Annotated in this window: 14 protein-coding genes; 9 read left to right on the top strand and 5 right to left on the bottom strand. The window is 42.0% G+C overall.

The window, feature by feature from the left end; all coding sequences use genetic code 11:
* Window positions 1-9 precede the first annotated feature (9 nt).
* From M472_RS42245 to M472_RS42235, 3 genes are read left to right on the top strand one after another with little or no spacing between them, the layout of a single operon-like run.
* Entirely contained in the window at window positions 10-666 is a 657-nt protein-coding gene (locus tag M472_RS42245) for a succinate dehydrogenase cytochrome b subunit (RefSeq protein ID WP_021071999.1), read from the top strand.
* 17 nt (window positions 667-683) lie between these two features.
* Complete coding sequence (locus tag M472_RS42240; protein ID WP_021071998.1) at window positions 684-2,600, top strand: fumarate reductase/succinate dehydrogenase flavoprotein subunit; 1,917 nt, start codon at window positions 684-686, stop codon at window positions 2,598-2,600.
* A 51-nt stretch (window positions 2,601-2,651) separates the two neighbouring features.
* Complete coding sequence (locus M472_RS42235; protein WP_021071997.1) at window positions 2,652-3,398, top strand: succinate dehydrogenase/fumarate reductase iron-sulfur subunit; 747 nt, start codon at window positions 2,652-2,654, stop codon at window positions 3,396-3,398.
* Between the two features lie 284 nt (window positions 3,399-3,682).
* On the opposite strand, the gene M472_RS42230 is transcribed toward M472_RS42235, so the two are convergent.
* Both M472_RS42230 and M472_RS42225 read right to left on the bottom strand, forming a co-directional pair.
* The gene (locus M472_RS42230; RefSeq protein ID WP_021071996.1) at window positions 3,683-4,066 is read right to left on the bottom strand and encodes a hypothetical protein; all 384 of its coding nucleotides are present in this window, start codon (window positions 4,064-4,066) and stop codon (window positions 3,683-3,685) included.
* A gap of 165 nt (window positions 4,067-4,231) precedes the next feature.
* Entirely contained in the window at window positions 4,232-4,510 is a 279-nt protein-coding gene (locus M472_RS42225; protein WP_021071995.1) for a hypothetical protein, read from the bottom strand.
* A gap of 186 nt (window positions 4,511-4,696) precedes the next feature.
* Between M472_RS42225 and M472_RS42220 the strand changes: the two genes are divergently transcribed.
* Complete coding sequence (locus tag M472_RS42220) at window positions 4,697-5,935, top strand: DEAD/DEAH box helicase (RefSeq protein WP_021071994.1); 1,239 nt, start codon at window positions 4,697-4,699, stop codon at window positions 5,933-5,935.
* Window positions 5,936-6,016: 81 nt separating this feature from the next.
* Window positions 6,017-6,823, top strand: coding sequence for a 4-(cytidine 5'-diphospho)-2-C-methyl-D-erythritol kinase (ispE, locus tag M472_RS42215; protein WP_021071993.1), 807 nt, complete (start codon window positions 6,017-6,019; stop codon window positions 6,821-6,823).
* A gap of 18 nt (window positions 6,824-6,841) precedes the next feature.
* Here the strand turns inward: ispE and M472_RS42210 are convergent, their stop codons facing one another.
* Window positions 6,842-8,974 (bottom strand): ATP-binding response regulator, encoded by a 2,133-nt coding sequence (locus M472_RS42210; protein ID WP_021071992.1) that lies wholly within the window; start codon window positions 8,972-8,974, stop codon window positions 6,842-6,844.
* A 158-nt stretch (window positions 8,975-9,132) separates the two neighbouring features.
* On the opposite strand from M472_RS42210, the gene M472_RS42205 reads away from it, so the two are divergent.
* Genes M472_RS42205 through M472_RS42195 form a run of 3 tightly spaced genes read left to right on the top strand, consistent with a single transcriptional unit; the run spans window position 9,133 to window position 10,738 of the window.
* Complete coding sequence (locus tag M472_RS42205; RefSeq protein ID WP_031302018.1) at window positions 9,133-9,681, top strand: YeeE/YedE family protein; 549 nt, start codon at window positions 9,133-9,135, stop codon at window positions 9,679-9,681.
* Between the two features lie 4 nt (window positions 9,682-9,685).
* Window positions 9,686-10,096, top strand: a complete 411-nt coding sequence (locus tag M472_RS42200; protein WP_031302017.1) for a DUF6691 family protein — start codon at window positions 9,686-9,688, stop codon at window positions 10,094-10,096.
* 9 nt (window positions 10,097-10,105) lie between these two features.
* Window positions 10,106-10,738: a Crp/Fnr family transcriptional regulator gene (locus M472_RS42195; protein WP_021071989.1), complete on the top strand. Its 633-nt coding sequence runs from the start codon at window positions 10,106-10,108 to the stop codon at window positions 10,736-10,738.
* Between the two features lie 24 nt (window positions 10,739-10,762).
* Here M472_RS42195 and M472_RS42190 read toward each other — a convergent pair whose 3' ends face one another.
* On the bottom strand, window positions 10,763-11,344 hold the full coding sequence (locus M472_RS42190) for a PhnA domain-containing protein (protein WP_021071988.1): 582 nt from the start codon (window positions 11,342-11,344) through the stop codon (window positions 10,763-10,765).
* Window positions 11,345-11,508: 164 nt separating this feature from the next.
* On the opposite strand from M472_RS42190, the gene ypfJ reads away from it, so the two are divergent.
* Window positions 11,509-12,372, top strand: a complete 864-nt coding sequence (gene ypfJ / locus M472_RS42185; RefSeq protein ID WP_021071987.1) for a KPN_02809 family neutral zinc metallopeptidase — start codon at window positions 11,509-11,511, stop codon at window positions 12,370-12,372.
* Window positions 12,373-12,374: 2 nt separating this feature from the next.
* On the opposite strand, the gene M472_RS42180 is transcribed toward ypfJ, so the two are convergent.
* Complete coding sequence (locus M472_RS42180) at window positions 12,375-13,352, bottom strand: LuxE/PaaK family acyltransferase (RefSeq protein WP_021071986.1); 978 nt, start codon at window positions 13,350-13,352, stop codon at window positions 12,375-12,377.
* Window positions 13,353-13,488: the final 136 nt, after the last annotated feature.

Here is a 13,488-nt window from a genome sequence, read left to right as displayed (position 1 = left end):
TGTATTGCGATGTTGACAACATTATCTCGTAAAATGCTTTTATGTCTGACTGGGCTTTTTCTGGGTTTCTTTCTAATTATACATTTATTAGGAAATCTACAGTTGTTCTTGCCGGTAGAAGAAGCCCGCCTGCAATTTAACTGGTATTCTCATTTTCTATCAGGCAACGGATTGATAAAGATGGTTTCTTACATACTTTATCTGAGTATTATCGTCCATGTGATAGATGCCTTGATTATTACCTCAAAAAATAAAAAGGCTGCTAAGCCCTATCAAAAAGACCGAAGGGGGCGCGCCAGTAAGTGGTATAGCCGTAATATGGGCGTGCTCGGTACGCTGATACTGATCTTTTTGGTCATCCATTTTCAGAATTTTTGGTACGTGTACAAATTTGGGACACTACCGGTAGATAGCAATGGAAATAAGGACCTCTACCAGTTGGTTGTAACCACATTTCAGGAATGGTGGTATGTGGTTATTTATGTATTGTCCATGGTGGCACTGTGCTATCATCTGATTCACGGGGTGCATAGTGCGCTACGTACCCTGGGGGTATTTCATCCTAAATATGTACGTTGGATAAAGGTTGCAGGTGCGGTTTATGCGATCCTGGTCTGTGCAGGATTTGCCATGATGCCTATTTATATATTTATCACTACGGGTTAAACTTAAGATTGAATAGAATGAACTTAGATGCTAAAATCCCTGAAGGCTCGTTAGAGCAAAAATGGGAGAATTTTAAGAAAACGGCTAAGTTGGTCAATCCAGCAAACCGTAAGAAATTGGAAGTTATTGTAGTAGGTACAGGACTGGCAGGGAGCTCGATTGCGGCTTCGCTGGCCGAGATGGGGTATCAGGTGAAGGCTTTTTGTTTTCAGGATAGCCCAAGACGGGCGCATTCTGTCGCTGCGCAGGGAGGAGTGAATGCCGCTAAAAACTATAAGAATGATGGCGATAGTGTGTATCGTATGTTTGTGGATACCTTGAAAGGTGGAGATTTTAGGGCTCGGGAGGCAAATGTGTACCGTATGGCAGAATGTTCGTTGAATCTGATCGATCAGGCGGTGGCGCAAGGAGTTCCTTTTGGTCGGGAATACGGTGGCTACCTAAATAATCGCTCTTTTGGTGGGGTGCAGGTGAGCAGAACTTTCTATGCACGTGGACAGACAGGGCAGCAGTTGTTGTTGGGTGCTTATCAGGCGCTGATGCGGCAGGTTGGAAAAGGAACTGTAAAGCTGTATTCGCGGCATGAGATGCTTGATCTGGTATTGATCGATGGAAAAGCGAGGGGGATCATCGTGCGTAACCTCGATACAGGAGTTTTAGAAAGACATGCCGGACATGCGGTTATTTTGGCTACAGGAGGATATGGGAAGATATATTACCTATCGACATTGGCAATGGGCTGTAATGGGTCTGCCATATGGCGCGCACATAAGAAGGGAGCCTTGATGGCCAGCCCGAGCTGGATACAGATCCACCCGACTTCCCTGCCACAGTCAGGAGACTATCAGTCGAAGCTGACGCTCATGTCCGAATCGCTCCGTAATGATGGACGGATATGGGTACCTCTTAAAGCGGATGAAAGCAGAAAGCCGAATGATATTCCTGAACAGGAGAGAGACTATTACTTGGAAAGAAGGTATCCTGCATTCGGTAACCTGGCACCTCGTGATATATCTTCCAGGGCTGCTAAAGAACGGATTGATGCTGGTTTTGGAATCGGGCCACTGAAGAATGCGGTGTATCTTGATTTTGCGAAAGCCATCAAGGAGCAGGGACGCGCTAAGATTGAGGAAAAATACGGCAATCTGTTTGATATGTACCGCAAGATAACGGGATTTGATGCCTACGAAGAGCCGATGATGATTTCGCCCTCTGCGCACTTTTCTATGGGGGGACTGTGGGTAGACTATGAACTGATGACTACTGTCTCTGGATTATTTGCATTAGGAGAGGCCAATTTTGCCGATCATGGTGCCAACCGATTAGGTGCCAACTCCTTGTTACAGGCTTCCGTAGATGGGTACTTCATCGCACCTTATACGGTGGCTAATTATCTTTCTGGAGACATACATACTGGAAAAATTGATACCAATCATCCGGCTTTTGATAAAGCACAGACCGAAGTAGAGACAAATCTAAAGAAGTTGCTCGGTATTGCTGGTACCAAGACGGTGGACTATTACCATAAGACATTAGGGAAGATTCTATACGATTATTGTGGGCTGGCTCGTAATGAAGCGGGATTAAAAGGTGCTATCGTGGAGATCAGGAAGCTTCGCGAGGATTTTTACAAGAACGTCAAGATCCCCGGAGATACGGTATCGATGAATAGTGAACTCGAAAAAGCAGGAAGGGTGGCCGATTATCTGGAGATTGGTGAGCTCATGTGTTTTGATGCGTTAGAACGAAAAGAATCGTGTGGTGCACATTTTAGGGAAGAATACCAAACGGCTGAAGGAGAGGCTATGCGTAATGATGAAGAGTTTCAGTTTATTTCAGCCTGGGAATGGGCAGGAGAGGGAAGCGATCCTATACTGCATAAGGAGGAACTGATATTTGAAGTTTTGAAACCGATTGTACGTAGTTATAAGTAGAATTTAATAGCAGAGCGCCCTATTGTTAGGAGGCTCAGAAAGGAATTATATATGAAGTTGAATCTAAAAATTTGGCGTCAAAAAGACCGACAATCGCAAGGCAAATTGGTGGATTATGTTTTGGAGGATCTGAATCCCCACATGTCTTTTTTGGAGATGTTGGACAGCCTGAATGAAAGACTGATCGTAACAGGAGAGGAGCCTGTAGAATTTGATCACGATTGCCGTGAAGGCATCTGTGGCCAATGTGGAATGATGATCAATGGTATCGCTCATGGACCTTTGCAAAATACGACGACCTGTCAATTGCATCTCCGATCGTTTCAGGACAATGAGACGGTATTTATCGAACCTTTCAGATCACAGGCGTTTCCAATAAAGCGCGATTTGCGCGTGGATCGCTCTGCATTTGATCGGATTATTTCGAGCGGAGGGTTTGTATCGACCAATACAGGACAGGCTCCCGACGCACATGCTTTGCCTATCAGTCACCAAACTACCGAAGAAGCCTTTGATGCCGCTGCTTGTATCGGATGCGGTGCCTGTGTGGCAACTTGTAAAAACAGCAGTGCAGCCTTGTTTACGTCGGCAAAAATAAACCATTTGGTACTGCTCCCTCAAGGTAAAGAGGAGCGACAGGAGCGGGTAATACGAATGGTAGCGCAGATGGATGGAGAAGAATTTGGACACTGTTCGAATACGGAAGCCTGTGAAGTCGAGTGTCCACAAGGCATATCGGTTCTGAATATCGCACGGATGAACTATGAATACAACAGGGCACTCCGCATACGGAAATAATTAGGCTAAGGGGGATATTGTAAAAAGAGGAAGGTGATTTACATCGCTTTCCTCTTTTTTGTAGTTTTCCAACGCACAGAAGACTACTTGCTTAAACAGTATAATTTAAAAAAATCTAATTCTTTTTGACCTATATCTTAAGTTTTGTTTGTTGAAATAAAGGTTTTCAAACGGGGAGAATGAAAACCTTTAGTAACCAATTATAAACCTAAATTATGATGATACAAATATAGTGTATATTTTACACTAAGTAAAGCTTTTTTTTATTTTTTTCATGATATGACTTATCTTTTACAATCGGCTAGCCATGCTTGCCCATCTCTTGTAAAAGCGATCGATAGTTTAGAAGCGGTGACCGTGATCGTTCCAATGCCATTGTCGCTGAACATAATCGTATTGTTGTCTCCTTTTTTCATACTGATATCCTTGATAGTTGGAATTCCATTTGAAAAATTAAAAGAATAGTTGTCTCCGACTTTAGTGACTGTCACCGAACCTTCTGTAGAAGACACATCTTTGTCCTTATCATTGGTGTCCTTGAAAGAAATCGTGCCTTCATACTTGCCTATAAATAGGTCATTGTCTGCTGGATCATCATCCTTGCTGCAAGAGGTAGCCATAAATACGGTAATCAATAGTAGGCTCAAGATTTTAAATGTCGTTTTCATGCGTATGTAATTTAGTTATACAAAAAATTGTTGTTACGCTTCTAGGACAAGTAAGCGCCCAATAGGTTCATGTAACGAACTGACTTAACATATTTTTAACGAAATTTTATTTCTTTTCAATAAAGACTACTTATTGTGTGTTTCTTCCTATATATTCCAAGTAGTCTACTTGGAGTCGATTGTTTTCTGTGTATCTATACGGTTCTGTACTTCTCGGACGATGGATACTTTGATGATTCGAAGTAGAATTAATCCCAGCGCGATGATAGCGACAAACGGAAATATTAAGCCTATCAACAGTGCGAAAATCAGTGGAATAGTTAACCATTCTTTGCCAGAAACAGAAGATACTGTCACTTTAGATTCTTGGATGGAGTAAAATATTTTTTGAACTCCGCTTGTTATATTTTCATTGTTGAAATCGAATGTTGTTTTAGTTGCCATATCTGTTTTGTTTTATTGTTTGTATAGTCCAAAGGTAGGGACAATGGTAAAGTCAGTCTATATAAAATAGGTTAGCTCGGAAGCTCTATCGGTAAAAATGGTAGATTGGTCGGTAAACAAACGAACATTATTGCTTAAAAATTAGTAACTTCGAGTAATTTTATAATAAATAGATAGTTCAACATTTTGAGATTTGACGAATTTGGCTTCATTCCTACATTGGACGAAGGGCTCGACACCATGGGCTTTGTAGAAGCAACCCCGATACAAGAACAGACCATACCGGTTATATTAGAGAATAAAGATTTAATAGCCTGTGCTCAAACGGGTACAGGGAAGACAGCGGCCTATTTGCTTCCTATTCTGCATAAGAATGGAAAAGACCAAAAGGAGCGTGTCGATACGATCATACTGGTGCCGACACGTGAATTGGCTTTGCAGATCGATCAGCAGGTCATGGGCCTTGGATATTTTACAGGTACGACCTCTATTGCGGTATATGGTGGCGGAGATGGTATGGGCTACGAACAGCAAAAACGGGCAATCCGGGAAGGAGCGAATATTATTGTAGCTACTCCTGGGCGTCTTATCAGCCATATGTCGTCCGGTAAATTTGACTTTAGTCATCTAAAACATTTGGTGCTTGATGAGGCCGATACCATGTTGGATATGGGCTTTTACGACGATATTATCCGTATCATCAGTTATTTGCCTGAAAAAAGACAAACGCTGTTATTTTCGGCTACAATGCCAACTAAAATAAGGGGGTTGGCAAAGAAAATATTGAGCAACCCTGAGGAGATTAATATTGCAATTTCTAAGCCTTCTGAAGGGATAGATCAGCATGCTTATCTTGTTTATGATGAACATAAAAATGCGTTGATCCAACATATTCTCAGAGACCCGAAATATAATACAGCGATTGTGTTTGCCTCTAAAAAGGATATTGTTAAAACATTAGCTCGAGATCTGAATAAAAGTGGTCTAGCTGTGGAGGGGTTCCATTCCGATTTGAACCAATCGGAGCGTGAGGATATCATGAGCAGATTTAGAGCAAAAAAAATAAATGTGCTTATCGGTACGGATGTGATTTCTAGGGGAATAGATATTGTAGGAATTAGCTTGGTGGTCAACTATGACGTACCACCGGATCCTGAGGACTATGTACACAGGGTAGGACGTACGGCGCGTGCAGCGACCACTGGAACGGCGATCACGTTTATAAATGTGAAAGACCAAACTAAGTTTGCTCTCATTGAGAAGCTTGTTGAATATGAAATCAAAAAAGTAGCATTGCCGGAAGGATTTGCTGAGGGGCCTGCCTACGAACCCAGATTAAAGTCCAATAATAAGAAGAAACGCAAGCCTTTTAACAAAAAAGGAAATTTTAATAAGCAGAAAAAGGCATCTTCCCCCTCCTCATAACGAGGAGGACTGAGTGCAGTCTATTTCGATAAAAATTGTAAAACACTGCGCTGTTTGCCATATTTTATCCTAAATTGGCATATGATTTCATTTGCAAACGCTAAGATCAATTTGGGGCTTTTGGTCACTGAAAAGCGAGGTGACGGCTACCACAATATAGAAACTGTTTTCTTTCCTGTAAAGTTGTATGATGTCATCGAGATAACACCGTCGGAACGAATGACATTTCAGGTGGATGGTCTGGCTATTCCAGATGGCGGCAGCAACCTGTGCGAAAAGGCATTCCAGTTATTGGATGCAGCATATGGTATAGCTCCAGTACATATCCATCTTTTGAAAAATATACCTATAGGGGCAGGCTTAGGCGGGGGGTCTTCGGATGCAGCCCATGTCCTCAAGATGCTCAGTACCTACAATTCGTTGGACCTGTCTACAGAACAACTGCAATCCTATGCTGCGCAATTGGGAGCCGACTGCCCATTCTTTGTAACGAACAAGCCGGTGTTTGCTTCGGGGATCGGTACCACATTTGAAGATGTCGAATTGGATCTTTCTAATTATTTTATTGCTGTTGTAAAGCCAGATATTCATATTTCTACAGTAGAAGCTTATCAGTGTGTCGTGCCTCAAACCCCTGTTTCAGATTTGAAAAGGGCTATCCAATTGCCGATACAAGAATGGAAGTACCACCTGGTGAATGATTTTGAACTGGGTGTCTTTGAAAGGTATCCGTTGATCGAAAAAATAAAGCATTCGCTTTATGAGAAAGGGGCCATCTATGCGGCTATGTCGGGTTCGGGTTCGGCGGTATTTGGTATTTTTGAAAGTAGGATCGATCTGCAGGAGTTGGAAGCATTAGGAATGGTGTACTATCCTGTTGATCTGTAGTACACCATTCTATAGGCTTTAAGGATTGCTTTTTATTTCGAGTAGTGTAGCGACCAAGTTGCTTTCACTGATAGGCTTGTTGATGACGCCATCAAAATAGTATTTCTGATTTGACTTTCCTTCTAAAAGCATGTTCTCTGCAGTGCATACAAATACCTTCGTGTCTGCCAATGATGCTGTAGATTTGATCCGATTCAGTATTTCCCATCCGTCCAATTCAGGCATTACCAGATCCGTTACGACGATATCTACAGGGGTTGATGCTAAGTATGCCCAAGCTTGTTGGCTGTTGTCGAATAAGCGCACGTTCTGATTGTTGCTGAACAATTGTTGGATGAAAAATAATCCGATACGACTATCATCGATAAAGACAATTTTCAATCCTGCTGGCAGGTCAGCTATAGAAAGTTGCTGTAATTCATTCGTTTCAAGATGACTTTTTTCTATTGGGATTTCGAAGGTAAATGTGGTTCCTTTACCAGTTTCACTGACAAATGAGATGGAGCCTTTTATTTGTTCGCTCAGTATTTTTGAAATGTAAAGACCTAACCCAAAGCCACCAGACTTGTTTTTATTGTCAGCGATATAGTATTTTCTGAATACTTGATCTTTTTTGTTTTCTGTAATGCCTATTCCGGTATCTATGACACGAATGACAACACGTTTTTTGTCGCCTATCTTCTTGATTTCGGCCTTGACAGTGATTGTTCCTTTTTGCGTGTATTTAATAGCATTGGAAATAAGGTTGGATAGTACCTGCTTGAAACGGAAAGAATTTCCCCATATCATCAATTGAGGGTCTATTTGGTTGGCATTGATCAATTCAAGCTTTTTCGTCTCTGCTTGATACTGATGAAGAGCTATGCTGTCTTCTATCAACTTGTGAGGGGAGATATAGCCAAATTTAATATCCAAGGAGCCAGCTTCCAGTTTGCTCAGGTTCAATATGTCATTGACTGTGCTATTGATGACATTGATATCATTGTCGATGGTCTGTATGATCTCTTTGTCAATGGTTTTTGCATCGTTGTTGTTTTTTAGAAGATTGACCACGCCTTGTAGCGATACTAGAGGAGAACGTACTTCATGGCTAATATTGGCCAGTACGTTGGTCTTTTCTTCTGCAATTTTCGAAGCATAGTCTTTCTCTTCCAAAAGCTTACGTTCGTAGGAGGCGACCTGATACTGGTAATAGATCAAGAAAACGATCATCAACAGCATAATAGATAAGGCAATGATCAATTGATTTCCAAAATTGGTCGAGTTTTCTTTGTACAGCGCAAAATCCCGTTCCTCCGCTTTACGTATTCCATCCAATTCTATTTGGCGTAGATTCTCTATGCCTACTTTTAGGTTGTTCAAGAGACTATAGTTGGAGATGATGAGCTCTTGTTCTGCCTGCTGGAGCTTTTCGAATACAGACCGTAGGTCACGCAGGTTGTTTTTATAGATTCTCTCATTCGTCGAGATAAGCTGGTCTATATTGCGTTGTACCAGGTCAATTTGACTAATGTTCAATACTTCATTCGTCTTCTGGTTGACCAAGGTGTCATTTTTAGCTTTGAATATTCGATTAAAAAGCGCTTCTTTCTTTTTTACGACGGTATCTTGTTCCTGTAATACTTTAAGAGTGTCCCTCAATATTTTACTGATGACCGAATCGGACTGTGTGATCCTCGGTTTCTGTTTAGCAGGATTACTTCTGTCTGTCAGTACCTGCAAAGAATCCTGCGCATAATAAACGATATCATCGACTTGTTTTTTCAGCGCAACATATTGCAGGGCCAAATTACCATCAGTAACACTATTGCCTGCGCTGTTTTTAATTGGATTTTTTTCGATGGGAAGTGCCGCCAGCGAATCAACGACCATCTTGATGGTGTCTAATTTTGCCCGGTACCCGTTAAAATCGTTTTTGTCAAAGTGGATGGTGTACAGGCGAAACAAATTGTCAGCTTCACTGAATGTCGAGAACAGTTTATATAGGGCTGGGGATTGTAATTGCCCCGATGAATAGGCCGCATTAAGTCTGCTTTCTACCTTTTTGTACTGTTGGTATTGATAGACGAATATTGTACTTAATATAGCGAAAGATACGATAAGACTGAATAATACTATTCTTCTTAAAGTTAAATTTGATTTGTCGGACACGGACTTAGTCTTATTTGTAATGTGTAAAACCTATTGGAATTAAAGAATTAATATACTGTGTGTTAATTCTGATTTTTGCCGATGCAAATGTAACAAAAGTAACCGAGTAAATTAAGTTTACTGATTATATTTGTGCAGATATGAAATATTTTTTACATATGGAATGGATTTATAATGCTTGGCCTTGGTATGTTGGAGGTCCATTGGTGGCACTGATTATGCTAACCTTGATTTATTTGGGGAAGAGCTTTGGGTTCTCTTCTAATTTTCGAACGATGTGTGCGATGGCAGGTGCAGGCAAATCCTGTAGTTTCTTTGATTTCGATTGGTGGGCTCAGCGTTGGAATTTGCTGTTTCTCTTGGGATCCGTAATCGGCGGTTATGTCGCAGCACATTATTTGTCGGACAATCAGATCCCAGCGATCTCTGCCGAGACCATTGCTAAGTTGAAGACGATGGATTTTGAGAGTGCTGGACAAGCCTATGTACCTGTCGAGATATATGGCGATATGTCTGTTATGAACGTGTTTCTGTTGGTCATTGGTGGGTTATTAATTGGTTTTGGAACACGTTATGCCGGCGGTTGTACATCTGGACACGCGATATCGGGATTGAGTGATCTGCAGTTGCCGTCGTTGATTGCAGTAGTTGGATTTTTTATTGGAGGCTTGCTGATGGTTCATGGCTTGTTTCCATTACTTTTTTAATATTATGAGACAGCTTGTATTTATAGTTTTAGGAATTCTTTTTGGCGTGGTCATGTATAAAGCGGAGGCAGCTTCTTGGTTCAGAATATATGAGATGTTCAACTTTCAATCCTTTCATATGTACGGTTTCATGGGAAGTGCGTTGGTCATTGGAGTTACTGGAGTGCAATGGATGAAGCGTTCTGCCAAGAATATAGACGGGCAGCAGGTCGTTGTAGCGCCTAAAGACAAGTCTGTAGCGCGGTATCTATTGGGCGGTATCTTTTTTGGATTGGGCTGGGCATTGGTAGGAGCTTGTCCTGGGCCTATGTTTGTCCTGTTAGGTGCAGGTATATTACCCATGTTGATAGTGATTGTAAGCGCTTTATTTGGTACCTTTATCTACGGCCTTGTAAAAGACAAGTTGCCGCATTAGAGACTAGGTATGCAGATAAAGGAAATTATAGAAGAATATTACCCGCAACAGTTTGAAGCAGCGCTTATTGAAGAGATTGAAAAGGTAGCACAATTAAAAAAATTTCACCCGCAGGATATCCTGATTGATATGGGGCAGACAGTTACAGTCATGCCCATATTGTTGGACGGTGCGATAAAGATTATGCGGGATGATTATGGGGAAGGAGAATTGCTGTTGTATTTTTTGGAAAGAGGAGATACTTGTGCGATGACGATGGCCTGTTGTCTAGGGGACAAACGGAGCAATATTCGGGCTATAGGAGAGACAGATGGTCGCGTACTCCTGATTCCTGTTCAGAAAATGGAGGATTGGTTGGCCCAATATCCGTCTTGGCGTAAATACGTGTTTGACAGCTATAATAATCGTATGGACGAAATGTTGGAAGCGATAGATAATCTGGCTTTCAATGATATGTCTGGTAGGCTAAAGAATTATCTGTTAAATGTGGCTACTATTAACAAAGGCAATGTTATTACAAAAACACATCTCGAAATCGCAAACGAGCTGAATACCTCGCGTGTGGTGATTTCAAGATTATTGAAATCGCTTGAGAAGCAAGATTTTCTGATCTTAAATCGGAATGTAATCACTATTAAATAACAAAAGGAACCTGGGTTCCTTTTGTTATTGTCCTTTGCGTAGGTATTTGGTCAGTATTACAATAGTCTGACCTTCTATTTTACCTTCAATCTGCTCGGTGTTATCAGGTACCAAACGGATGTTTTTAACGACAGTTCCTAATTTGGCATTTAATGAAGAGCCCTTTACATCCAGTGTTTTGATCAATACCACCGTGTCTCCTTCGTGTAATCTTGTGCCGTTCGAATCCTGATGGAAATCAACTGTACCGTCTTGTTCATGATCGCCTGTTTTCTTTGCCCACTCTAGATTGTCATCATCCAGGTATAGGATGTCCAAATTATCAGCAGCCCAGCCTTCATTGCGCAGTCGGCTCAACATACGCCAAGCGACCACCTGTACAGGAGCGTACTCCGACCACATCGTATCTGACAATACTTTCCAGTGTTCTGGATCGATTTGTTCTCTTTTCTCTATTTGTGACTTGCATACCTCACAGACCCAGATACTGTTGTCCAAGTTGGCATTGGAGGTAGGTGGAACTTCATACATAGATAAGTCTGAAGTGCTCGCACATAGCTCGCATTTATTTCCACTTCTTTCGGCTAATAACTTTTCTAAACTCATGGGCCAAATATACGATTTTTTAATGAAAGGTTTTGTGTTCTTATCTCTTTGTGTTGAAGATACTTGATGTTATAGATATCAATAAAAAATGTAAGGTTTTTGTTTTCCTTTGGCAAAGAATTTGATGTAGAAGATGAAAAGATTTTAACTTAAATATAGAAATTATGAAATGGCAAGGTGGTCGACAAAGCGGTAATTTTGAAGATAGAAGAGGTATGTCTTCGGGTGGAAAGGTCGCAATTGGAGGTATTGGTGGTGTAATAGTCCTGTTGATTGGGCTTTTTATGGGAGGTGATCCAGGCCAGCTGTTGCAGCAGATGGGAGCGGGGCAAGAAACGACAACAGGTGAGGTGCGGGAATTGAGTGCAGAGGAACAGCAGTTGACCGAATTTTCGCGGGTGGTGCTGCAGAGTACCGAAGATGTATGGGGCAAGTTGTTCCGTGAGCAGGCAAATACCGACTATCCACCGGCTAAGCTTGTTGTGTATGATCGTAATACTCCGACAGACGGATGTGGGATGGGACAATCTGTCTATGGCCCCTTTTATTGTCCGGCGGACCAGACGATTTATATGGATCTGACGTTCAATGACGAATTGAAGCAACGTTTTGGTGCTAAGGGAGAGTTTGCGCTAGCCTATGTCATAGCGCACGAGGTAGGCCATCATATTCAGAATATCTTGGGGGTGCTCAAGCAAACGAATGCGATGCGTGCAAAAATGTCCGAAAGGGAGTATAACAAAATCTCTGTGATGACGGAATTACAGGCTGATTTTTATGCGGGAGTATGGGCACATTATGTCAACAAGAATTCGGATATCGAATTGACATATGCGGATATTGTGGACGGTATGCAGGCAGCAGCAGCTGTAGGGGATGATCATATCCAGGAGCAGGCGCAGGGGCACAGTAACCCCGAGTCCTTTACGCACGGTACTTCTAAGCAAAGGACTTATTGGTTTAAGAAAGGATACGATACTGGTGATCTGAATGCGGGAAATACCTTTGATGATCGTAGCCTGCAATAGCTTTATTGCACCAGCAGGTTACAACCACGAATGTCGGCATTGTCAAACCGGCCCAGGATTTCGAACGATTCATCTGGGTGAATCTTGCCCAAGTCCTGCGTTGCGATAAAAGAACAGGAATAATAGTTTGCGAGATCAATCACATTGATAGCTCCTGTTCTTTTATCGGATAACAGCGTCAGGGGATCATTGGTATCTCGAATAAGGATTTTCATCCATGGTGGTGTTCGGAAGATGCCATCTCCATAGGAGTATCCCTGGGACAGCAACTCCGTCATACCGTATTCGGAATGTATTTCTTGTACCCCAAAACCTCTTTTCAATTGGAGGTGAAGCTCTTCGCGCACCATCTCTTTGCGTTTTCCCTTCATGCCACCTGTCTCCATGACAATGAGTTCCGGAAAATCAATGCTGTGGTCATCTACAAAGTCGAGTAAGGCATAGGTGACACCTATCAATATCGTTTTTGTCCCTTTCTGTTGTAGGCTTTTCAGCGTATCGTAGAGCTCTTGGTGGTTGTATAAAAAATAACCGCTTTCGGCTTGCTGCGAAGATTGGATCAGGTCATCCACCATGTAGATGAGCGATGAACCTTCGCGTTCGAGATAGGCAGGAAGCAGCGCCAGAATAGCGGTCTCTGCTACGTCTCCGTAAAATAGATCAAAGGCTTTTCGGTAACTGTCTATATACCAATGTAGATCGGGAACCAGGTGTTTGCTATTGATCATTCCGGTCGTGCCCGAACTGCTGAACACGATCTCTGGGGTACGGTTTTCGGCTACTACTTGCTGTGTTTTGAAAAACTGAATGGGCAGAAAGGGAATCTGTCTATAGTCGACGATTGTCTTTAGGTCTATGCGCAAGGCGTGTATATAATCTCGATATACAGGAGTGTGCTGGGCCTGAAAGTTGAAAACCTGTAGGGCAGTTGTATTAAAATCGTCCGCTGTCTGTATATTGAAAACTTGTTGCCTTTGCATATTGACTGCAAACTTAATCGAAAAAAACAGAAAATACGGTAAAAAAGTGACTGTTTGTTGGCTTTCAGTGATTGCCTTTTGGTGAGGAGTGGTCCCTTGTTGGTCTTTGGTGATTGCCTTTTGGTGAGGAGTGGTC

Source organism: Sphingobacterium paucimobilis HER1398, from assembly GCF_000416985.1.
Lineage (GTDB): Bacteria > Bacteroidota > Bacteroidia > Sphingobacteriales > Sphingobacteriaceae > Sphingobacterium > Sphingobacterium paucimobilis.
Note: the sequence above shows the minus strand (reverse complement) of the source record. Positions and strands in the feature narration are given on the sequence as shown.

Excerpts from the sequence above, each read along its gene's own strand:
- M472_RS42200 (WP_031302017.1), top strand. The coding sequence starts at position 9,686 with ATGAGACAGCTTGTATTTATAGTTTTAGGAATTCTTTTTGGCGTGGTC.
- M472_RS42245 (WP_021071999.1), top strand. The coding sequence starts at position 10 with ATGTTGACAACATTATCTCGTAAAATGCTTTTATGTCTGACTGGGCTT.
- M472_RS42195 (WP_021071989.1), top strand. The coding sequence starts at position 10,106 with ATGCAGATAAAGGAAATTATAGAAGAATATTACCCGCAACAGTTTGAA.
- M472_RS42230 (WP_021071996.1), bottom strand. The coding sequence starts at position 4,066 with ATGAAAACGACATTTAAAATCTTGAGCCTACTATTGATTACCGTATTT.
- M472_RS42205 (WP_031302018.1), top strand. The coding sequence starts at position 9,133 with ATGGAATGGATTTATAATGCTTGGCCTTGGTATGTTGGAGGTCCATTG.
- M472_RS42180 (WP_021071986.1), bottom strand. The coding sequence starts at position 13,352 with ATGCAAAGGCAACAAGTTTTCAATATACAGACAGCGGACGATTTTAAT.
- M472_RS42190 (WP_021071988.1), bottom strand. The coding sequence starts at position 11,344 with ATGAGTTTAGAAAAGTTATTAGCCGAAAGAAGTGGAAATAAATGCGAG.
- M472_RS42240 (WP_021071998.1), top strand. The coding sequence starts at position 684 with ATGAACTTAGATGCTAAAATCCCTGAAGGCTCGTTAGAGCAAAAATGG.
- ispE (WP_021071993.1), top strand. The coding sequence starts at position 6,017 with ATGATTTCATTTGCAAACGCTAAGATCAATTTGGGGCTTTTGGTCACT.
- M472_RS42235 (WP_021071997.1), top strand. The coding sequence starts at position 2,652 with ATGAAGTTGAATCTAAAAATTTGGCGTCAAAAAGACCGACAATCGCAA.
- ypfJ (WP_021071987.1), top strand. The coding sequence starts at position 11,509 with ATGAAATGGCAAGGTGGTCGACAAAGCGGTAATTTTGAAGATAGAAGA.
- M472_RS42225 (WP_021071995.1), bottom strand. The coding sequence starts at position 4,510 with ATGGCAACTAAAACAACATTCGATTTCAACAATGAAAATATAACAAGC.